We start from the raw sequence: 17,465 nt of genomic DNA, 5'->3' as shown, positions 1-17,465 counted from the left end.
GTGAACGGAGTATCAATGTTGAAGCGGACGGGGCCTTTCCTTGCGACGGCCACCCTGCTGGCCGCCTGCGCCACGGCGCCCGCCGGGATGCAGCGTGCGGCGCCGCCCGCCCACGCCATCGGCGCGGGCATCGGCGGGCCTGCGAGCGCGACCGGTGCGGCACCGGCAGCGGTCCCGACCTCGGAGCACCGGCACCACTGAGCGGCCGGTTGATCCAACGCAACGCGGAGAAGGAAGGATGGTCCTACCGTGCCGTCGATGGAGGTCTGAGATGCACGAGCGGACGCAAGCACCCTGGTGGCGGAGCAAGGGCGGCATCGCCCTGACCGGGTTCGCGCTCGTCGCTGCCTTCTACATCTTGCGCGAGCACTACGCGCACGCGCTCGGCGCCCTGCCCTACCTGCTCCTGCTTGCCTGCCCGCTGATACACCTGTTCTTGCACCACGGCGGCGCGGCGTCCGGGGAGCGGCCGGACGCGCCTGCCGGTCGGTGACCGCGGCAGCAGAACACCCCCTTGGGACGCCGAACTGGCTGGCCGCGTTCCGGCGCCACATGGTTGCGGTCGCCGTCGGGAACCTCGCCTGGGAATTCGCGCACATGCCGCTCTACACGCTCTGGCGGACCGGCACGCCCGGCGAGATCGGCTTCGCGGCCCTGCACTGCACCTTGGGCGACGTGCTGATCGCGGCATGCTCGCTCGTCTTCGCCTTGCTGTTCCTCGGCTCGCCCGAATGGCCGCGGCGTTGCTTCGTGCCCGTCGCCGCCGCGGCCGTCGCCATTGGCCTCGGCTACACGGCCTACAGCGAGGCCGTGAACCTCGCGCGACGAAGCTGGGCCTACTCGGAGCTGATGCCGATGTTGCCATGGCTCGGGACTGGGCTCTCCCCCGTGGCCCAGTGGCTGCTCATCCCGACGGCGTCGCTGGCTTGGGCCTGCCGGAGACGCAGGGCGGGACTGCGTCGTCCGGAAACGTAAGGCGGGGGTTTTGCTGAGCAGCCTGCCCCGCCTCAGGGTGGAATTTTGCTCTTTGGCCTCAGGCCGCCTGCCCATGCAGGACTGGCGCCTCCCGGCATTCCTGCACCTCGACCGTGACGTGGGCGACGCCGAGCTCCGCCGGGATGAGCGCCTTGTAGTGCTCGGGCGGACGGGGCGTGTGGGTGACGACGCCGAGGGCGGCCGCGTAGACGCCGGGCGCCACCGACCAGACGTGGAGGTCGTAGAGGCGGTTGTCGCCCACCCCCTCGACGGCCTCGCGCACTCCCCGCAGGACCGGCTCCGGCGCCTGGTGGTCGAGCAGGATGCGGCTGGTGTCCCGGAGCAGGCCCCAGGACCAGTGCGTGACGAGCGCGGCGCCGACCAGGCCCATCAGCGGGTCCATCCACCACGCGCCCAGGAACAAACCCGCCAGCAGCGCCGCGACGGCCAGCACCGAGGTCAAGGCATCCGCCAGGACATGCAGGTAGGCCGAACGGAGGTTCAGGTCGTGCCCGTGGCCTTGGTGTTCGTGGTCATGATGCTCATGGTCACCGTGGTCACGGTCGTCATGGCCCTGATGGTGGCCATGGTCGTGCTCCTCGTGTCCGTGATGGCCGTGGTGGTGGCCATGGTCATGCCCGTGGTCGTGGACGCCGAGTATCAGCACCGAGGCCGCGTTGACGGCGAGGCCGACCACCGCGACCGCGATCGCCCAGCCGAAGGCGATGGGCACCGGGTTCACCAGCCGGGCGACGCTTTCCCAAACCATCGCCAGCGCGAAGGCGGCGAGCAGGACGGCCCCGGTGTACCCGGCGAGTGCGTTGACCTTGCCTGTTCCGAAGGCGAAGCGCGGGTCGGCCGCGTGGCGACGCGCATAGGCGTAGGCGAACGCGCTGATGCCGAGGGCGGCCGCGTGCGAGCCCATGTGCAGCCCGTCCGCGAGCAACGCGACGGAGCCGAAGGCCAGCCCGGCGCCGATCTCGACCACCATCGTGGCCGCGGTGAGCAGGAGGACGAGCAGCGTCCGCCGCTCGCCCGTGCGGGGGCGGTCCTGGCCGAAGGTGTGGTCGTGCCGCCATGTGTCCATCGAATGCTGGTGCATAGTGCTCCTGACGCCGCTTCCGCCTCAAGGGCATGGTACCTCAGTGCATCCGGTGCGCGAGGCCGGGCGGCGAGGTCGAAACCATCTCGGCGGCCGCGTAGAGCACCAGCAGGGCGACCACCGCCTCGAGGGCGACCGAGCGGGCCAGCCTGGCCCCCGCTCCCGGCGCACGTGCCGCCAGCGCCGGTGTCAGCCGGAAGCGGTGCCAGGCCGCGAAGCCGAGCAGGACCGCCACGAAGGCCACTTTGGCCATGAGCGCCCAGCCGTACCAGGAGCCGAGGAGCTGCCCGAGGTCGCCGACGATCCACCAGGCGAGCGCGAGGCCCGCCGCGACCAGCACCGGCACGGCGGCGGCCGCGACGCGGGCCCAGTCCTCGACGAGGCGGGCCGCGTGCGGGCCGTCCCGCCGCGAGACCCAGGCGAGCGGCGGCAGGCTGCCGATCCAGTAGGCGGCCACCACGAGGTGGACCAGCAGCAGGCCCGCCAGCAGTGGTCGGGGCACGAGCGACGTCGTGTGCCCGAGGAAGGCGTAGCTGGCGCAGACGAGGACGCCACCGGCGGCGGCCAGGGGCGCCCAGCGCGGGCCAAGGGCGAGCGAGGCGACGAGGAGCATGCCGAGCCCGCCCAGCCCGTAGGAGGCCCCGGCCGGGGACATGAGCACGATGCTCCAGCCGTCCGGGTCCGTCAGGGTGTCGCCGCCCATCAGGACGCCCACATGGGCGGTCATGGCACCGAGGGCGGCCGCGATGGCGAGCAAGCTGGCGCCGGTCGCCCAGTGCCGCAGCCGCCGGGTGTCGCCCTCGTCCAGCCGGGCGCCGAACAGGAGCGCGAAGAAGGCGAGGCCCGCGCCGCCCAGGCTGCCAGCGTAGTAGGCGGCACGCAGCACGACGGCGGTGGCGCCGTAGCCCAGCTCGCCGCCCTGAAGCAGGGCCAGGATCACCGGGCGGCGCGCTCGACCCGAAAGCCCACCGTGCCGCCGCCGACATGGCCGTCGGCTGAAGCGCCGCGCCACTCGACCCGGTAGGCGCCGGGCGGCAGTGTCTCCTGCACGGTGGCGCGCACCTCCGCGACGGCGGCGCCGCGCTCGCCGTCGCGGGCCAGCTTCCTCTCGCGCCCCGCCTCGTCCAGCAGCTTCAGCGTCATCACCCGCACCGGCATCGCGAACATCAGCGAGATGGCGGGCGGGGAGCTGCGGAGCACCGCGCCGTCGGCGGGCTCTGCGTGGTGGAGCTCGGAGTGCGCCAAGGCCGGGCCCGCCGCGACCAGGCCAAGGACCATGGCGGCGGCGGCCACGAGGGAGCAGCGCCGGGAAAGCAAAGCGGTCATGTCGAACCTCGGGGTTGTGTGCGGCACGGTGCCGGGCGACCCGGCCCGGAGCTTGGGTGGATCCCATCGCACGCGCGCGGGGCGGCGCGGAACCGTCCGCACGGTGCCAGCAATCATTCGAAATCTGATGGGGAAGACATCGGAAGTGGCCCGGCGACGGGCGAAGCCGCCGCCGGGCCGATCACTCAGTGCCCGTGGCGCGCGTGGCCGCCCTGCCCTTGCGGCGCGGGAGCGGCGCCGTGCCCTGCGGACGCGGCAGGTCGTGCGGCGGGCGCAGTCGCCGTCGCGCCGTGGCCAGCGTGGGCGTCGGCGGCCGACACCTGCGTGGACGCGGCGGCACCGTGCCCGGCGTGCGACATGCCCTCCATGCCGTGGACCATGGAGGCGGGCACCTGCACGGCGTCGGCATTGCCCGCGTAGGCGGCAATGGCACGCCGCATCAGCGCGATCTCCTGGGTCTGGTCGGTGACGATGTCGACATTCAGAAGGCCGAGGAAGGTGTTCCGGCCGTTCCGGTCCGCCTGGTAGGCGCGCGCCATGTCGAGCGCCCCCTGGTGGTGGATGGTCATGGCCTTGGCGAACTGCACGTCGCGCTCGGTGACCGGCGCGCCTTCCGAGAACACCGGCGCGAGGGGGCCGGGAACCGGGTACTTCATGAAGCGGTCGCGCTGCCCCAGCCCTTCCGTCGCGGCGGGCTGGACCGCGAGCCGGGCGAAGCCGAGGTTCACCACCCGAGCGGGCTTGGCGAGGTTCCGCGCCACCTCGTCCAGCAGGCCGATCTCGAACCGCTGGTTGTGGACGATGGCCTGCGCCAGCTCCTTGAGGGCCGGGCTGCTGGCATTCGGGTCGGCGAGGTACTCCTCTGACATCGAGAGCGCGCCCGCGTGGTGCGCCCGCATGCCGGTCACGTAGTCCCGGTCGGCCTTGACCGCGGCCGCGAGGGCCTCTGGGGACATGACGGAGTAGGAGGTCGTGGTCACCGGTGAGGTGCCCGGCTCGTACTGCTCGCCCACCATCGCCCGGGCGGGCGAACCGACCGTCAGGAGCGCCGTCGCGGCGACCGCGGCGGCCAGGGTCAGGCGGAGCGGGAGGCGCTTGCTGGCGCGGATCTGGTTCGTCGAAGACATGTGCTTGGTCCTGTCGCTTTCCCCGCGACCGCGTGCGTCTGGCAACGTCGGTCGCGGCGCCCCCGGAGGGGCCGTGATTCCTTGGTTTCGGCATGGTGGCGCGCCGGGGCGGCGTCTCGTCGCCATTCGGCGCGACTGGACGCGCTGGCGCCGGTCAGGCCACCTGTCGGGGAGGTGGAAGCGACGGGGGCACCTCGATGCCGAAGCGCGCGTGCGCCGGGGCGATATAGCGAACGACGGCACCGGGCGACGATTGCGACCGAGCCTGGGCGTGCAGCAGGGCGTCGACGGCAGACGGGCAGTGGACAGTCACGCAGCAGGGCAGGCCCCGCTCGCCGCCGGAGTTGCCGCATGGCTGGCCCGGCTCCTCGGCGGAGATGGCCACGTGACCCGAGGCCATGTGCGTGGGCGCCGCCTGCATCAGCGTGGCGGCGTCGCCATGTGCGACGCAGTGCTCGGCGGCGGCCTGCTGGACGGGCGTGGCCGCCGAGGCGTGCCGCATGGCGGGACCCGGCAAGGCGAGCAGGACCAGCGCGAGCAAGCTCGCGACGACCCTCCTGAATGTGCCCATGCCCCTCGGCATCCCTGCAGTCCTTGCCCTCGGTTGATCTTACCCGGTGTCGTTAACCTAGCCCGCGTGGCACTCGGCCGGGAGTCCGGCAGCGGCGCCTTTCCTGCGGTGGACATCCTTTGTCACGGTGAACCGGTGCTCTGGCGAGCTACTGCCGCCCTCGAGATCGTGCAGGATGGGGCAGTCGGGCCGGTGGTCGCCGTGGCAGGCGTCGGCCAGCTCCTGCAGAGTTTCCCGCATGGCGGTGAGCTCGAGGATCTTGGCGTCGAGCTCGGCGACATGCTCGATGGCGACCCGCTTCACGTCGGCGCTCGACCGCTCCCGGTCCTGCCACAGGCCGACCAGCAACTTGATGCGCTCGATGGACAGCCCGAGGTCGCGGGCACGCCGGATGAACCGGAGCGTGTTCACGTCCTTGGCCGAGTAGACCCGGTAGCCCGCCCCGGTCCGCGCCGCCTTCGGCAGCAGGCCGATCTCCTCGTAGTAGCGGAGCATCTTGGCCGACACGCCCGAGGCCGCCGACGCCTGCCCGATGTTCATGCCTGCCTCCGTTCCCGACCGCCCCAAGGCGGCGTCTGATGGTCAAGATGGGGATTCCCATAGTGGGAAGGTCAAGGCCAATCTGACACCAGCTTGGCCTCGACCGGACCTTGACCCTCCCATAGTGGGAAACCCCATCTGGGGAGCCTCCCCGAGTTCAGGAGGTCGGCATGGTGGTTTTCAGGGTTGCGAACATGAGGTGCGGCGGCTGCGCCCGGTCGGTCACGTCCGCCCTGCGCGGCGTGGATCCGGCGGCCGAGGTCAGGGTGGACCTGGGGCGCCGCGAGGTCACGGTCGAGGGCGCGGCGGACACGGACGCCCTGGCCTGGGCGCTGCGCGGGGCTGGCTTCGAGGGCGAGAGGGTCTTCGCCTGATGGTCGGCCGGACCTCCCAGGCTTGCCCCGGGATGAACGCGGCCCTCAGCGGCGGCCCGGCTGGCGAGCCGCCGGACCGACGCGGCCTCGACCCCGAGGCGCACGTCCTCATCGTCGAGGACGACGCCTCGATGCGCCACCTCATCGCCCGGCTGCTGCGCGAGAACGGCTTCCGTTCCACCGGCGTCCGCGACGGACGGGAGATGTGGGAGACGCTCAGGAACACCGAGGTGGACCTGATCCTGCTCGACGTCATGCTGCCCGGCGACTCCGGCATCGAGCTCCTCCGCGAGCTGCGGGCCGAGCGGGGCGCACTGCCGGTCGTCATGGTCACCGCCAAAGGTTCGGAGGCCGACCGCGTGCTCGGCCTCGACCTCGGGGCGGACGACTACCTGCCCAAGCCGTTCGGGCGACGGGAGCTGCTGGCGCGGGTCCGCGCGGTGCTGCGCCGCGCCCGTCCGGCGGCCGCGGCGCCCGCGAAGCCCGCCGCCCGCGTCTCCGTCCAACGGGTGCGCTTCGACAGCTGGACCGTGGACCTCGCGCGGCGCGAGTTGCTGGGGTCTGGTGGCACGGTCGTTGACCTCTCCGGCGCCGAGTACGACCTGCTGCTGGCGTTCATCGAGCACCCGCACCGGGTGCTGGCGCGGAACCAGATCCTTGAGCTGTCGCGCGGCCGCCTCGCGGACCCGAACGACCGGAGCGTTGACGTGCTGGTCAGCAGGTTGCGCCGCAAGCTCGAGGGCGAGGAGGGCGGGACGGCGATGATCAAGACGGTGCGCGGCGCGGGCTACATGTTCCTGCCCGCCGTGGAGCGCGTGGGTTGAGGCGCGGGCTCGGCTGGCTCTTGCCCTCGAGCTTGGCGGGCAGGACCACCCTGATCTTGCTGGCCGGGCTCCTGGTGTTCCACTTCGGGAGCGTGTGGCTCCTCCAGGAGGGCGTACACGGGGCGATGGAGGATGGCCGCGAGATCCAGGCGGCCGAGCACATCTCCGCGGCGGCGCGCGTCGTCGCCGCCCTGCCCGAGGAGGCGCGCGAGCGCGCCGCGAGGGCGTTCTCCGCCCGGGGCTTCGAGGTCACCTGGGAGCGCTCGGAGCCCTCGGGGACCCTGGACGAGGCGTCCCTGGCTCCGCTGCGGGAGCGCCTCGAGGAGCGGGCGCCGGAACTGGCGGGATTGCGCATCGGGTACGACCCGAACGCCCAGGGAGAGCCGCGGCTCATCCGCGGCAGCCTGCGCCTCGCCGACGGCACCTGGGTGGCGTTCTCGGCCGCAGGGCTGGAGGTCGCCTCGGTGCCCACCCACGCGTCGCTCGCCTCGCACAGCGCGATGGCGCTCGGCATCGTGCTCGCCTCGCTGCTCGTGGTGCACTGGATCACCAAGCCGCTGCGGCGCCTGGCCAGGGCGGCGGAGGACTTCGGCAAGGGTGCGGCGCCGGTGCCGATGCCGGAGGACGGGCCGCGCGAGGTCCAGGAGGCCGCCCGGACCTTCAACGCCATGCAGGCAAGGATTCACCGGCTCGTCGCGGACCGAACCCAGGCGCTCGCCGCGGTCAGCCACGACCTGCGCAGCCCCATCCAGCGCCTGCGGCTGCGCGCGGGGTTCCTCGACGACGCGGAGGCGCAGCAGGCGATCGACGGCGACCTCGACGAGATGGAGGGCATGATCGAGTCGACCCTCGCCTACCTGCGGGGCGAGACCGAGAGCGAGGAGCCGCGCCAGGCCGACCTCGCGGCCATCCTGACCACGCTCGTGGACGACGCCACCGACCGGGGCGCCACCGCCACCTACGCCGGGCCGGACCGGCTCCCGATGCGGCTGCGGCCGGTCGCCATCAAGCGCGCTCTGGCGAACCTCGTCGACAATGCCGTCAAGCATGGGGACGGGGCGCGCGTCGCCCTCGAGGAGGGGCCGGGGTTCGTCACCGTGCGGGTCGAGGACGACGGCCCCGGCATTCCGGAGGCGGCGCTGGAGACGGTGTTTGAGCCGTTCCAGCGCCTCGACGCCTCCCGCCACCGGGGCACCGGCGGCACCGGGCTTGGCCTCGCCATCGCCCGCCAGGTCGTGAACGCCCACGGCGGCAGCGTAGTCCTGGCCAACCGTCCCGAAGGCGGGTTGGTGGCCACCGTGCGGCTGCCGCGCCCACACGCGACCGGGCGCGACGGCGCGGCAGTCGTCGGCGCAGGCAGTCTCCCGCCGGTGACGCCTCCTGGCGAGCGTCGAGCCTGATAGCCCCCGAACGCGGAACGACCTGTAAGGCCCCCTGCCCTTCCGCGTCATCTCAGGAGCCGCGTTCGCGGCGCCGGACCCGGCGCCGACCGGACGCGGCGGACTCAAGGAGTGAAAGTCACCATGGCTCTGAAGATCGCACGGCTCGCCGCCATCGGCGCACTGGCTGCCACGCTTGCCGCAGGCGCCGCGCTGGCGCAGCCCACCCTGTCGCCGCAGGGCGGGAGCGCCGGTCCCGAGATGGATCACAGCCGGATGGGCGGCCAGGGCCAGCGGCCAGGAGGACCGGCTCCCACGCTGACGCCGCAGGGCGGCAGCAGCAACGCCGAGATGGACCACAGCCGGATGGGCGGCGGCAACATGGGCGGCCCGGCGGGCGGCACGATCACCGGCAACCCCGGCAGCGGCCCCGAGGTGCGGCATGGCACGACCCCATCTCCCGCGCCAGCTCCCGCGCAGCGGCGCTAGCCGAACCGGCGCCGCGCTCGCCGAAACCGGCGGGCGCGGCCCTCAGTGGTGCTTGTACCAGCCGACGCCGCGGATGTTGTTCCACGCGTCGGTCTGGTGGCACAGGAAGCACTGCTCCACTCGCGCCTGCCCCTGGCCGGTGATGGCGCGGTCCATCATCTCGAAGTGCATCATGTAGTGGCTCGGCGGCGCCTGGTGGCATTGCGCGCATTCCTGCGATCTCGGCGATGGGTGCCGAAAGCCGCCCACCGTCCAGGCGGTGGTGCCGTGGCAGCTCTGGCAGTCGCGCCCGAACAGCGTCCGGTGCGGGTCGCGATTGGCGTGGCAGCCCGCGCAGTCGAGCCGGTTCGCTTCGCCCGTGGGAAGCGGGCGAGGCGCCAGCGTCGAGCCGATCAGGTCCGTGCCGCTGCCGCCAAGAAGTGCCCGCAGCCGCGCCACGCTGTGCGTGAGTCCTTCTCCGCCTGCCTGCGCAGCCCCGGCGTGGCCCGCCGAGACCAGCGCCGCGTGGTCCATGTTTACGGGAGGGCGCCCGCGGCCGAGATGCTCGACGTGGCAGCCGCCGCACTCGCTGATGGTGGTGTGGAACGCCGTCGAGGGCTTCGTCACCAGATCGGCCGCCGCCGTGACGTGGCAGGTCAAGCAGGGCGCCGCCTCGACCCCGCGGGTCGGCACGTGGCAGGATTCGCACTGCGCCCCAAGGTATGCATGCGCGGCGGAGAGCGGTCCCGGACTCGCCACGGCGGTCCAGAGCGGGACGCCCTCCGACCCGGCGCGATGCACGGCCACCGGCACCGCCACTGCCGCCGCGAGGCCGACCGCCGCCAACGCCGCGTACAGCAAGGCCGTGAACCTCACCGGAGCCACCTCAGGCCGTAGTACACTCCGCTCCAGATGTGCAGCGCGAGCATTGGGTAGAGCGCGATCGCCGCCGCGACGTGCAGCACCGTCCAGCGCGAGAGCGCGCGCTTCAACGCTTCGCGTCGTTCGATCGCGTGCTCGAGGTCCGCGATGCCCGCCACCAGCGCGCGCACTGAGACGTCGGGCAGCCCCGCGACGGCGGCCGAATCGGCGGCGAACCGGTCGTAGCGGGCCCGGAGCGCCCCGAGCTCCTGCCGCTGGTCGCGGACGTCGGTCCCGAGCTGAACGAGGTAGTAGCGGCCGACGAAGCCACTGAGCACGACGGCGAGCATGACCGTGACCAACGCGATGCCGAGCGGGCTCCGGTAGTGGTGGCCGGTGTGGAGCATCCCGAGCGCGGCGCCGACCGCGCCCGCGTAGACGTGGAAGGAGAGCATCGCCCCCAGCGCGGCGCGCCGCCGCAGCCAGGGGACGCGCCTCGCCAGCGTGTAGGCGAGCAGCAGGAGCATGCCCACGGCGCCGCCAATCCCAAGGATTCCTCCAGCCAGGCTGCCCGGGAAGCGCGGCGCCGCGTGGAGCAGGAAGCCCGGCGCGAACAGGGCCACCATGGCCACCAGCAGGCTGACGGCAAGCCGCTCCCGGCCGCTCACGTCACGCCTCGACCGAGAGGTTGCCGACGGACTTCGCCTGGCAGGCAAGGATAACGCCGCGCGCCTTCTCCTCCGGCGGCAGCCCCTCCTCGACTTCCATCGTCACCGCCCCCTCGAGGAGGCGCACCTTGCAGGCGCCGCAGATGCCAACGCGGCAGGAGTATTCGATCTCGACCGCGATGGCCTCGGCTGCCTCCAGGACGGTCTGGTCCGGCGCCAGTGCCCCGGTCTTGCCTGATTTCGTGAACCGCACCTCGGCCGTGGCGACCCGCGGGATGGCTTCGCCCGCGGGAGTTGGTCCGGGTGACGGCGCCGGAGGGGGTGGGGGCAAGGGCGCCGGGGTTCCGGGGGCTACGCCCCGGGCCGGGCCGAACGCCTCGGTTTTGATCTGGTTCTTGGGCACGCCGAGCTCGGCGAGGGCTGCCCTGGCCGCCTCCATCATCGGCGGCGGCCCGCACAGGTGGACGCGTCGCCTGGCGATCTCGGGGACGGAGCGCGCGATGAACTCCTTCGAGATGGGCCCCGTCGCGCCCATCCAGGCGGTCCCCTCGGCGCGCGACATCGTCGCCGCCACGTACAGGTTCGCGTGCCGCTTCTGCAGGTACTCGAGCTCCTCGCGGAAGACGAACTCCTCGGGGCGGCGCGCCCCGTAGAGGAAGAAGATCTCGCAGGGGTAGGAGCGGTCAGTGAGGTAGCGGGCGACGCTCATCATGGGCGTGATGCCGACGCCGCCCGCGATCAGCACGATGCTGGCCTCCTCGCCCATGAAGGTGAAGACGCCCAGGGGCGCCGACACCTCCACGGCGTCTCCGACCGCCACCCTGTCGTGCAGATGCCGCGAGATGAGGCCCTGCTCCTCGCGCTTCACCGTGACCTCGACGTGGCTCCGCTGCGTTGGCGAGGAGGCGATGGTGTAGGAACGCCGCGCCGTCTTGCCGTCGAGTTCCGCCGAGACGGTCAGGAACTGACCCGGCATGAAGGTGAAGGGGACGTCCCCGCCGCCGGGCTCCACCAGCCGGAACGTCTTTACCGTGGGCGTTTCGCGGAAGATGGCCGCGACCCGGAGCGTGCCCGACCACGGCCGCCGTGCGGCCGCCGTCGCCGCAGCAGCTGATGGCGCGGCGCTGGCGGGTGGAGTCGGGAGTGGGACCGTGTCCGCCGCGCCCGTCGCAGGACCGGCGGTGGGCGGTGCGGGCGCCGGGTCCAGGGCGGCCCCGGCGGGGGAGAGCCGCCTGACCAGCGCGTCAACCCGTCGCATGCGCGCGTGTTGGATCAGCAGGGTTCCGACAAGAAAAGCGACCAGGAACGCCATGGAGGTCAGGTGGTACCAGGACAGGCCCCAGGGGCCTCCGTCCGTAATCGGCGCTGCCTCGACGGGCGGAAGGCCGAGCTGGCCCCTGAACCAAGTCAGGGCAAGCTGGCGCGGCGCCGTACCCGCCTCGATGGCGCGCAGCGCCGCCGTCCCGCTCTCGAGCAGCAGGAGGCCCTCGCGGACGCCCGCCGCGGCCTGCTGCACCGCCGCCGTGTCGTTGGTGGCGAGCGCATGGTGCAGCCGCGCCTGGCCCGAGGTGATCGCTTGCGACCCCCACCCGATGCGCCGCTCCGCCTCGGCCTCGATGACGCGCTGCGCCTCGGCCGTGAGCGCGGGCATGTCCAGCAGCGACGCGTAAAATGGCCGCCCCGGGCCGCCCATGCAGCCCATCATGCCGCCGCAGCCCGCGTCTGCCGCGAGAGCGGGCGTAGCACCGGGCATGGACGGCATCGCGGGGACGCTCGCCGGTGGTGGCGCTGGTGCCGCGGTCCCCGCAGGCTGGCTCGGGTGGTGCGCGCCGTGGTCGCCCGGGTCGGTCTGCGCGACCGCGGTCCCGATCAGCGCCGCGCCGAGCAGCCCCGTGACCGCGCTCACGCAACCAATGCTTCGCCGCACGCCTTCAGAAGGCCCCGATGAAGGGCAGCATGGTGGCGGTCGCCGTGCGCTTCTGGACGTCGTCGAGCTGGCGGTAGAGCGTGTCGAACGCCATCCGCGTCATGTGGATGGCCTCGGTGCGCTCCCGCAGGTGGCTCTCGAACGATGCGAGGCGGGCCATGGGGTCGGCCGCCCTGCTGCTGTCCTGCAACGCGGTGCGGGCGGCGTCGAGGTGCTCGCGCCCGGCGCGGAGCGTGTTGGCGAAGGTGTCCCAGGCGGCCGCCTGAGCGTCCGTGATGCGCAGCTCCGTGCGGAGGAAGGCGATGCGCCCCTCCGGGCGCGCCGCGGAGCTGCCCATGGGCTGGTCGCTGCCCATCGAACCCATGCCGGACGTAGCGCCTCCCTGCTGCATCCCCTGCGGCATGGCGCCTCGGCGCATCATCATGTCCCGCATCATCGCCATCATGTCGCACCCGGCCATCGGCTGCTGCGCTTGGCCCATTGGCATCTGGGATTGCGCCTGCCCGGGCGCGCCGCCCATCTGCGTCTGGGATTGGGCCTGCCCCTGCCCCGCCATGCCGCCCATCCGCATCTTGTCGTCGTCCATCATGCCGCCCTGTGCAGGCGTCCCCGCCTGTGAGCCGGGCATGCTGGGCATCGCCGCGCCCCCGGGGGCGGCCTGCTGGGCGCCGCCACCTATCGGCATCATGTCCATCATGGCGAGCCGGACCGGCGCATCGCCGTCCGCCGCCGCCGCCCCGAGCGGAACAAGCGGCACGACGGCCGCGAGCGCGACTGCGGCGAGCGCTGTCTGAAGTCTCGGCATGCTGGTGGTCCTTCCCCTACTGACGACGCCGGGCGCTGGCACGCCGTGCGACCTGCGTCCTCTGAGAGACGCTCGAACCGAGTCCGGCTTACAGGGGGGCGGATGGATGGCCGTGCGCCGGGATCTGCCGAGGCGACTATCCCGGCGCCGTTCCCGGGCGGGATTTGTGAGGGTTCGCCGTGGCGAGCGTCCCTATGCGGTGGGGCCACCCTCACGGGGCCGGAGCAGCCTCGACCGGAGAGACCGATGACAGGAGCCCTGGGCGCCAGACCACCGGAACCCCGTAAACACCGCCTCGGCCAGTTGGACCGCTGGTTTGCGACAAAGCATTGCTCGGCGTCGCGCGGTCCCGCGAAACGGTGGCCTCGACCGCCACCGCCTCCTAAGCCGGTGGTGGCGGTTCTGCCACGCCCTGCCCGCCGTGGGCTTGGCTGCCGCCTCGTCGGCGGGTGGCCGGTGGGAGGTCCCGCCGCCTCGCCACCGAACGCCTGGCGAGGAGCATCCATGCGCGACCACGACGGACCCCTCCCCTGCGCCGAAGACGCCGTGCGAGGCGCCATCGCCGGGGCGCAGGCCAGGTTGCGCGGCGTGGTCCTCCGGCACCTGAACGGCGACCGCCACGGCGCGGACGACGTCCTGCAGCGCTTCGCGATGCGTGCGCTCGAGCGCGCCGGGGAGTTGCGCGATCCGGCGCGGGTCCACAGCTGGCTGGGGCGCGTGCTGTCCTCCACCCTCGCCGACCACGGGCGCGAGTTCGCGCGCCGACGGGAGATCCTCGAGGACCCGCGGGAGTTCGCGGAGACGCTGGTTGCCCCGGAGCCGGAGCCTGCCCAGTGGGCCTGCGACTGCATCGAGCCGCTGCTGGACGCGCTGCGGCCAGGTCAGGCGGCGCTGATCCGGCGCCTCGACCTCGGCGGGGAGCCGCGGGAGGCCGTGGCGATGGAGCTCAGCATCCTGCCGAACGCGCTGCACGTGAGGCACCACCGGGCGCGGCGGTCGCTGGCGGCGCTGCTGCTCGCCGCCTGCGTCACCTGCCCGTCTGACAGCTTCATGCGCTGCGCCTGCCCGAAGCCTCCCTCGGTGGACGAGGCCCGGCGCGCCCGCGCGGTAGCCTGTGCGGCACACGGCGAGGCACGCGATTGATTTGGGTCAAGGCCGCGTCGGCGCGAGTCCGACAGGATGGAACGCGCCCGAGCTCGACACCGCGCGGCGGTGGCATGGGTTGCCGCGTGGCAGCCGCTTTGGAGAGAGGAGAACCGCATGAGGGTATCGAGGAACGCGAGTATGGGCCTGGCGGTGGTGCTGGCGGCGGGCCTGTCCGCCTGCTCGCCGCGGCAGCAGGCAGCGCCCCCGGCGGCTTTGGCGCCCGACCCGGCCAGCGCCACCGCAGCGGCACCGGCCCCGGGTGACCACCAGGCGATGATGGCCCACTGCGCCGACATGCGGCAGCAGATGAGGCAGGGCGCGCAAATGTCGCCCGACATGCAGCGGATGGCGACCTACTGCCAGCACATGGACCACACGATGGGTTCCCAGCGCGGCCGCTCCGGACCGTACTAGCGAGCCAACGACGGCGTGGCCCTCCGGCCGCGCCGTCCACGGAGCCGCCCGTGTGGCTCGCCTAGACGAGCTCGCGCGCGATGGCCCGGATCGGCTTCATACCGTGGCCGAACCTGGCGATCATCTCTCGATTCCCCTTGAGCTCGCCGTAGGGCAAGTAACGCACCTTGAGGTCGGCGACGCGGCTGAAGGCGGGCCGCGCCAGCTGCTCGCGCACCTCGCCCTCGCGGCCGTCCGGCGCGACGAGGAACATGCCCTCGAGGGCGTGCGCCTCAGGCCCGAGCGCGAGGTCGAGCATTCGCACGATGCCGGAGTAGATGGAGGTGGTGGGCATTGTCACATGTTTGGTGACCGGGTGCGTTTGACCGCAAGACAGAGCTTGCGCGATCTCACGCCGCCAACTGGGCACACGTCTCCTGCCGCCAGATTTGGAAAGCCTTGTCGCGCGAACGGCGGTACTGCTCCGCGGGCATCAGGTGCCGCCGCGGACGGAAGTGACCATAGATCATCGCGTGCGCCGACAGGAAGCGCTGGGCTTGCCCGGGTGATTTGAACCGCTGCATCTGTCGTTCTCGACGTCGCGTCGGTCTGTGGGAGTTCTCGGCACGATTGTTCAGGTAGCGGCTGGTCCGATGCCGCACACCGGACAAGACCTCACGCTGCGCGACCCCATAGCTGCGGAGCCCATCCGTGATGATCTTGCGAGGTTTGTACTTGAGGCCCGCCAGCAGACGCTTGAAGAAGCGTTTGGCGGCCGTGGCATTGCGCCGCTCCTGCACGAGGATGTCGAGCACGACACCGTGCTGGTCCACGGCGCGCCAGAGATAGAAGAGTTCGCCGTTGATCTTCAGATAAACCTCATCCAGGTGCCAAGTGTCACTCGGCCGCGGCCGACGCTTGCGGAGTTTTGCCGCGAGCTCGGTGCCGAAGCGGAGGCACCAACGGCGGATACTCTCGTAGCTTACCATCACGCCGCGCTCGGCCAGGATCAGCTCGATATCGCGTAGGCTCAGACTGAACGTGTGGTAGAGCCAGATGGCATGGTGGATGACCTCGGCCGGGAAGCGATAGCCGGGGTAGGTGGTGGGCTCGGTCGGCATCCGACCAGCTTGGCCTCACCGGCTCATTCCGGCCAGCGCTCAACCACGTGACAATACCGATGGCGCCGAGCGGCGTTCGCTTTGAACGGCATGAGAGGGCCTCGCCCCAGCCTCACCCTACCCAAAGCCATCCAGGCCGGCGACCGCTGCAACAAGGCGCCGCTCGGCCGGGATCAGCTCGATATCGCGCAGGCTTAGGCTGAACGTGTGATAGAGCCACACCGCATGGCTGATGATCTCGGCCGGAAAGCGGTATCCGGGTTAGGTGGCGACCTCGGGCGTCATCAACCCAACTTGGCCCAGCCGCTTCGTTCCGGGTAGACGTCGACAACTTGGCAATGCCCGCATCAGCGAAGCGCTTCTTCCGCAGGGCGCTCGGGTAGCCGCATACGGTGAACCCGCGCACCATCACGGTGGACAAGCATCCGACCTACCCGTGTGCCACGGCGGAAATGAAAGCAGACGACGAGCTGTGGCGCTTCGCCCGGCTAGGACAATGTAAGTTTCTCAATGATATAGTGGAACAAGACCATAGGCGCGTGAAACGCCTGGTCAGACCGGGGCTTGGCTTTGGCGGTTTCCACACAGCACGACGAACATTGGTTGGCTAGGAGATGATGGTGATGGTTAGGAAGTAGCAGGTTCGGGAAGCTGGTGGAGGAGACATGGGAGCTCAAGCCAGCTTCATCAACGAACTATTCAGAGTTACTGCCTGATCCGAAGCCTGTCAGGGCCATTCGCAACTGCCGCAAACTTCGCAACTGTGAGTATGGTGCTGCGGCCTGGAGGACCTGACCCTCTTCGCAACTGACCCTGTGTCCTGGTTGTGATGTGTCGGCCCCCAGGCTGCACCTGCCGGCCGAGCGGCTCGTGACTTCATAGGAGCTTGGGGGGCGCGTCCCATCCCGTCACAGTTCTGTCCACCGGCTCGTTCGCCAGGTTCCGTCCAGCCTGGAGCGTCCATGATGAGCGAGACTGTACCCGACACCGACGTCGTCATTGGCGTCGACACTCATAAGCTTACTCATGCTGCGGTTGCAATCAGCGCACTCGGCGTTCGCCTCGGCAGCGTGACCATCCCGGCCAACAGCACAGGCTACCAAACCCTGCAGGCTTGGGCTCAATCCCTCGGGACCATCCGCGCCTTTGGCGTTGAGGGCACCGGTTCCTACGGCGCTGGCTTGTCCCGGTTCTTGAGCAAGCACGGCCATTGCGTGTTCGAGGTCAACCGACCCAACAGGCAACAGCGGCACCAAAAGGGCAAGGACGATCCGCTCGATGCCGAAAGCGCCGCCCGCAGCGTCCTGGCGGGCCAGGTCACGGCATTGCCGAAGTCGGGCACAAGCACGATCGAGATGATCCGTCACCTCAAGGTGGCCCGCGACACTGCGGTCAAGGCGCGGAGCCAAGCCATGCAGGCGCTGAAGTCGATTATCGTCAGCGCACCTCCAATGCTCCGCGAACAGCTCGACCAGATCACTGGCAAGGTGGCGCTCCTCCGCCATCTTGCCGCCCTGCGCCCAGGCCCGCTCACGTCAACCACCGCCTCCGCCAAGGCCAGCTTGCGAGCCATTGCCCGGCGCTGGCTCGTCCTCACCGCGGAGGTCAAGGACCATGACGCTCAGCTTGAGCAACTTACTCAGCAACTCGCCCCCGACCTGGTTCAGGCCCATGGCATGGGCGCAGGCACCGCGGCAGAGATGCTGCTGCTGATCGGTGACAATCGCGAGCGCGTCCGTTCTGCAGCAGCCTTCGCCAAGCTATGCGGTGCATGCCCAATCCCCGCATCCAGCGGCAAGACTAATCGTCATCGGCTCAACCGAGGCGGCAACCGGCAAGCCAACGCCGCTCTCTACCG

At 71.3% G+C, this 17,465-nt stretch carries 23 protein-coding genes and 1 pseudogene; 11 read left to right on the top strand and 13 right to left on the bottom strand.

Features of this window, described 5'->3' with window-relative positions; genetic code table 11:
* The first annotated feature begins 15 nt into the window (after positions 1-15).
* The 3 genes from BLR02_RS24165 to BLR02_RS24155 all read left to right on the top strand — a co-directional run bounded on the left by BLR02_RS24165 (position 16) and on the right by BLR02_RS24155 (position 975).
* The gene (locus BLR02_RS24165; protein ID WP_090664942.1) at positions 16-201 is read left to right on the top strand and encodes a hypothetical protein; all 186 of its coding nucleotides are present in this window, start codon (positions 16-18) and stop codon (positions 199-201) included.
* A gap of 70 nt (positions 202-271) precedes the next feature.
* Positions 272-493: a DUF2933 domain-containing protein gene (locus BLR02_RS24160; RefSeq protein ID WP_090664941.1), complete on the top strand. Its 222-nt coding sequence runs from the start codon at positions 272-274 to the stop codon at positions 491-493.
* Between the two features lie 59 nt (positions 494-552).
* On the top strand, positions 553-975 hold the full coding sequence (locus BLR02_RS24155) for a hypothetical protein (protein ID WP_090664940.1): 423 nt from the start codon (positions 553-555) through the stop codon (positions 973-975).
* Between the two features lie 58 nt (positions 976-1,033).
* Here BLR02_RS24155 and dmeF read toward each other — a convergent pair whose 3' ends face one another.
* The 6 genes from dmeF to cueR all read right to left on the bottom strand — a co-directional run bounded on the left by dmeF (position 1,034) and on the right by cueR (position 5,641).
* The gene (gene dmeF, locus BLR02_RS24150) at positions 1,034-2,062 is read right to left on the bottom strand and encodes a CDF family Co(II)/Ni(II) efflux transporter DmeF (protein ID WP_245704932.1); all 1,029 of its coding nucleotides are present in this window, start codon (positions 2,060-2,062) and stop codon (positions 1,034-1,036) included.
* A gap of 55 nt (positions 2,063-2,117) precedes the next feature.
* A complete protein-coding gene (locus BLR02_RS24145; protein ID WP_090664938.1) occupies positions 2,118-3,017 on the bottom strand; it encodes a copper resistance D family protein in 900 nt (299 codons plus the stop codon).
* On the bottom strand, positions 3,014-3,403 hold the full coding sequence (locus tag BLR02_RS24140) for a copper resistance CopC family protein (protein ID WP_090664937.1): 390 nt from the start codon (positions 3,401-3,403) through the stop codon (positions 3,014-3,016). Before BLR02_RS24140 ends, BLR02_RS24145 begins: the two co-directional genes overlap by 4 nt.
* Before the next feature lie 185 nt (positions 3,404-3,588).
* Positions 3,589-4,530 carry a DUF305 domain-containing protein gene (locus tag BLR02_RS24135; RefSeq protein WP_176849777.1) on the bottom strand — a complete coding sequence of 314 codons (942 nt, stop codon included), beginning with the start codon at positions 4,528-4,530 and terminating at the stop codon, positions 3,589-3,591.
* Between the two features lie 154 nt (positions 4,531-4,684).
* On the bottom strand, positions 4,685-5,101 hold the full coding sequence (locus tag BLR02_RS24130) for a hypothetical protein (protein ID WP_090664935.1): 417 nt from the start codon (positions 5,099-5,101) through the stop codon (positions 4,685-4,687).
* A gap of 57 nt (positions 5,102-5,158) precedes the next feature.
* Complete coding sequence (cueR, locus tag BLR02_RS24125; protein WP_090664934.1) at positions 5,159-5,641, bottom strand: Cu(I)-responsive transcriptional regulator; 483 nt, start codon at positions 5,639-5,641, stop codon at positions 5,159-5,161.
* A gap of 170 nt (positions 5,642-5,811) precedes the next feature.
* Here cueR and BLR02_RS24120 point away from each other — a divergent pair, with 170 nt between their 5' ends.
* The 4 genes from BLR02_RS24120 to BLR02_RS24105 all read left to right on the top strand — a co-directional run bounded on the left by BLR02_RS24120 (position 5,812) and on the right by BLR02_RS24105 (position 8,707).
* Positions 5,812-6,015, top strand: a complete 204-nt coding sequence (locus BLR02_RS24120) for a heavy-metal-associated domain-containing protein (RefSeq protein ID WP_176849776.1) — start codon at positions 5,812-5,814, stop codon at positions 6,013-6,015.
* Positions 6,016-6,047: 32 nt separating this feature from the next.
* The gene (locus BLR02_RS24115) at positions 6,048-6,839 is read left to right on the top strand and encodes a response regulator transcription factor (protein ID WP_090664933.1); all 792 of its coding nucleotides are present in this window, start codon (positions 6,048-6,050) and stop codon (positions 6,837-6,839) included.
* Positions 6,840-6,871: 32 nt separating this feature from the next.
* Entirely contained in the window at positions 6,872-8,239 is a 1,368-nt protein-coding gene (locus BLR02_RS24110) for an ATP-binding protein (RefSeq protein WP_245704931.1), read from the top strand.
* Between the two features lie 123 nt (positions 8,240-8,362).
* Entirely contained in the window at positions 8,363-8,707 is a 345-nt protein-coding gene (locus tag BLR02_RS24105; RefSeq protein WP_090664931.1) for a hypothetical protein, read from the top strand.
* A gap of 42 nt (positions 8,708-8,749) precedes the next feature.
* Here the strand turns inward: BLR02_RS24105 and BLR02_RS24100 are convergent, their stop codons facing one another.
* Genes BLR02_RS24100 through BLR02_RS24085 form a run of 4 tightly spaced genes read right to left on the bottom strand, consistent with a single transcriptional unit; the run spans position 8,750 to position 12,947 of the window.
* Positions 8,750-9,562, bottom strand: a complete 813-nt coding sequence (locus BLR02_RS24100) for a cytochrome c3 family protein (RefSeq protein WP_090664930.1) — start codon at positions 9,560-9,562, stop codon at positions 8,750-8,752.
* Positions 9,559-10,215 (bottom strand): hypothetical protein, encoded by a 657-nt coding sequence (locus tag BLR02_RS24095; RefSeq protein WP_090664929.1) that lies wholly within the window; start codon positions 10,213-10,215, stop codon positions 9,559-9,561. The genes BLR02_RS24100 and BLR02_RS24095 overlap by 4 nt, the downstream gene beginning before the upstream one ends.
* Position 10,216: 1 nt before the next feature.
* Positions 10,217-12,121 carry a 2Fe-2S iron-sulfur cluster-binding protein gene (locus BLR02_RS24090; protein WP_218128046.1) on the bottom strand — a complete coding sequence of 635 codons (1,905 nt, stop codon included), beginning with the start codon at positions 12,119-12,121 and terminating at the stop codon, positions 10,217-10,219.
* A 25-nt stretch (positions 12,122-12,146) separates the two neighbouring features.
* On the bottom strand, positions 12,147-12,947 hold the full coding sequence (locus BLR02_RS24085; protein WP_143018272.1) for a Spy/CpxP family protein refolding chaperone: 801 nt from the start codon (positions 12,945-12,947) through the stop codon (positions 12,147-12,149).
* Between the two features lie 504 nt (positions 12,948-13,451).
* On the opposite strand from BLR02_RS24085, the gene BLR02_RS24080 reads away from it, so the two are divergent.
* Both BLR02_RS24080 and BLR02_RS24075 read left to right on the top strand, forming a co-directional pair.
* On the top strand, positions 13,452-14,090 hold the full coding sequence (locus tag BLR02_RS24080; protein WP_090664928.1) for an RNA polymerase sigma factor: 639 nt from the start codon (positions 13,452-13,454) through the stop codon (positions 14,088-14,090).
* Positions 14,091-14,207: 117 nt separating this feature from the next.
* Positions 14,208-14,507 (top strand): hypothetical protein, encoded by a 300-nt coding sequence (locus tag BLR02_RS24075; protein WP_090664927.1) that lies wholly within the window; start codon positions 14,208-14,210, stop codon positions 14,505-14,507.
* Positions 14,508-14,568: 61 nt separating this feature from the next.
* Here BLR02_RS24075 and BLR02_RS24070 read toward each other — a convergent pair whose 3' ends face one another.
* The 3 genes and pseudogenes from BLR02_RS24070 to BLR02_RS30600 form a co-directional block, all read right to left on the bottom strand.
* On the bottom strand, positions 14,569-14,805 hold the full coding sequence (locus BLR02_RS24070; protein WP_245704930.1) for a hypothetical protein: 237 nt from the start codon (positions 14,803-14,805) through the stop codon (positions 14,569-14,571).
* A 91-nt stretch (positions 14,806-14,896) separates the two neighbouring features.
* Complete coding sequence (locus BLR02_RS24065) at positions 14,897-15,607, bottom strand: IS6 family transposase (RefSeq protein WP_090664926.1); 711 nt, start codon at positions 15,605-15,607, stop codon at positions 14,897-14,899.
* Positions 15,608-15,751: 144 nt separating this feature from the next.
* Positions 15,752-15,844, bottom strand: a pseudogene (locus BLR02_RS30600) (IS6 family transposase); the annotation flags it as partial.
* A gap of 155 nt (positions 15,845-15,999) precedes the next feature.
* Here BLR02_RS30600 and BLR02_RS31145 point away from each other — a divergent pair.
* Entirely contained in the window at positions 16,000-16,218 is a 219-nt protein-coding gene (locus BLR02_RS31145) for a DDE-type integrase/transposase/recombinase (RefSeq protein WP_090664925.1), read from the top strand.
* 354 nt (positions 16,219-16,572) lie between these two features.
* Positions 16,573-17,465: IS110 family RNA-guided transposase (locus BLR02_RS24055; RefSeq protein ID WP_090664968.1), on the top strand; the 893-nt coding region annotated here is incomplete at its 3' end.

Origin of the sequence: Belnapia rosea, from assembly GCF_900101615.1 — a bacterium.
GTDB classification, from domain to species: Bacteria; Pseudomonadota; Alphaproteobacteria; order Acetobacterales; family Acetobacteraceae; genus Belnapia; species Belnapia rosea.
The sequence above is the reverse complement of the archived record's forward strand: the minus strand, read 5'-3'. Positions and strand labels throughout refer to the sequence as shown.

What these genes read in the sequence shown, in the direction of transcription:
- BLR02_RS24165 (WP_090664942.1), top strand. Translation starts at nt 16, where the DNA reads ATGTTGAAGCGGACGGGGCCTTTCCTTGCGACGGCCACCCTGCTGGCC.
- BLR02_RS24160 (WP_090664941.1), top strand. Translation starts at nt 272, where the DNA reads ATGCACGAGCGGACGCAAGCACCCTGGTGGCGGAGCAAGGGCGGCATC.
- BLR02_RS24155 (WP_090664940.1), top strand. Translation starts at nt 553, where the DNA reads ATGGTTGCGGTCGCCGTCGGGAACCTCGCCTGGGAATTCGCGCACATG.
- dmeF (WP_245704932.1), bottom strand. Translation starts at nt 2,062, where the DNA reads ATGGACACATGGCGGCACGACCACACCTTCGGCCAGGACCGCCCCCGC.
- BLR02_RS24140 (WP_090664937.1), bottom strand. Translation starts at nt 3,403, where the DNA reads ATGACCGCTTTGCTTTCCCGGCGCTGCTCCCTCGTGGCCGCCGCCGCC.
- BLR02_RS24135 (WP_176849777.1), bottom strand. Translation starts at nt 4,530, where the DNA reads ATGTCTTCGACGAACCAGATCCGCGCCAGCAAGCGCCTCCCGCTCCGC.
- BLR02_RS24130 (WP_090664935.1), bottom strand. Translation starts at nt 5,101, where the DNA reads ATGGGCACATTCAGGAGGGTCGTCGCGAGCTTGCTCGCGCTGGTCCTG.
- cueR (WP_090664934.1), bottom strand. Translation starts at nt 5,641, where the DNA reads ATGAACATCGGGCAGGCGTCGGCGGCCTCGGGCGTGTCGGCCAAGATG.
- BLR02_RS24120 (WP_176849776.1), top strand. Translation starts at nt 5,812, where the DNA reads ATGGTGGTTTTCAGGGTTGCGAACATGAGGTGCGGCGGCTGCGCCCGG.
- BLR02_RS24115 (WP_090664933.1), top strand. Translation starts at nt 6,048, where the DNA reads ATGAACGCGGCCCTCAGCGGCGGCCCGGCTGGCGAGCCGCCGGACCGA.
- BLR02_RS24105 (WP_090664931.1), top strand. Translation starts at nt 8,363, where the DNA reads ATGGCTCTGAAGATCGCACGGCTCGCCGCCATCGGCGCACTGGCTGCC.
- BLR02_RS24085 (WP_143018272.1), bottom strand. Translation starts at nt 12,947, where the DNA reads ATGCCGAGACTTCAGACAGCGCTCGCCGCAGTCGCGCTCGCGGCCGTC.
- BLR02_RS24080 (WP_090664928.1), top strand. Translation starts at nt 13,452, where the DNA reads ATGCGCGACCACGACGGACCCCTCCCCTGCGCCGAAGACGCCGTGCGA.
- BLR02_RS24075 (WP_090664927.1), top strand. Translation starts at nt 14,208, where the DNA reads ATGAGGGTATCGAGGAACGCGAGTATGGGCCTGGCGGTGGTGCTGGCG.
- BLR02_RS24070 (WP_245704930.1), bottom strand. Translation starts at nt 14,805, where the DNA reads ATGCTCGACCTCGCGCTCGGGCCTGAGGCGCACGCCCTCGAGGGCATG.
- BLR02_RS24065 (WP_090664926.1), bottom strand. Translation starts at nt 15,607, where the DNA reads ATGCCGACCGAGCCCACCACCTACCCCGGCTATCGCTTCCCGGCCGAG.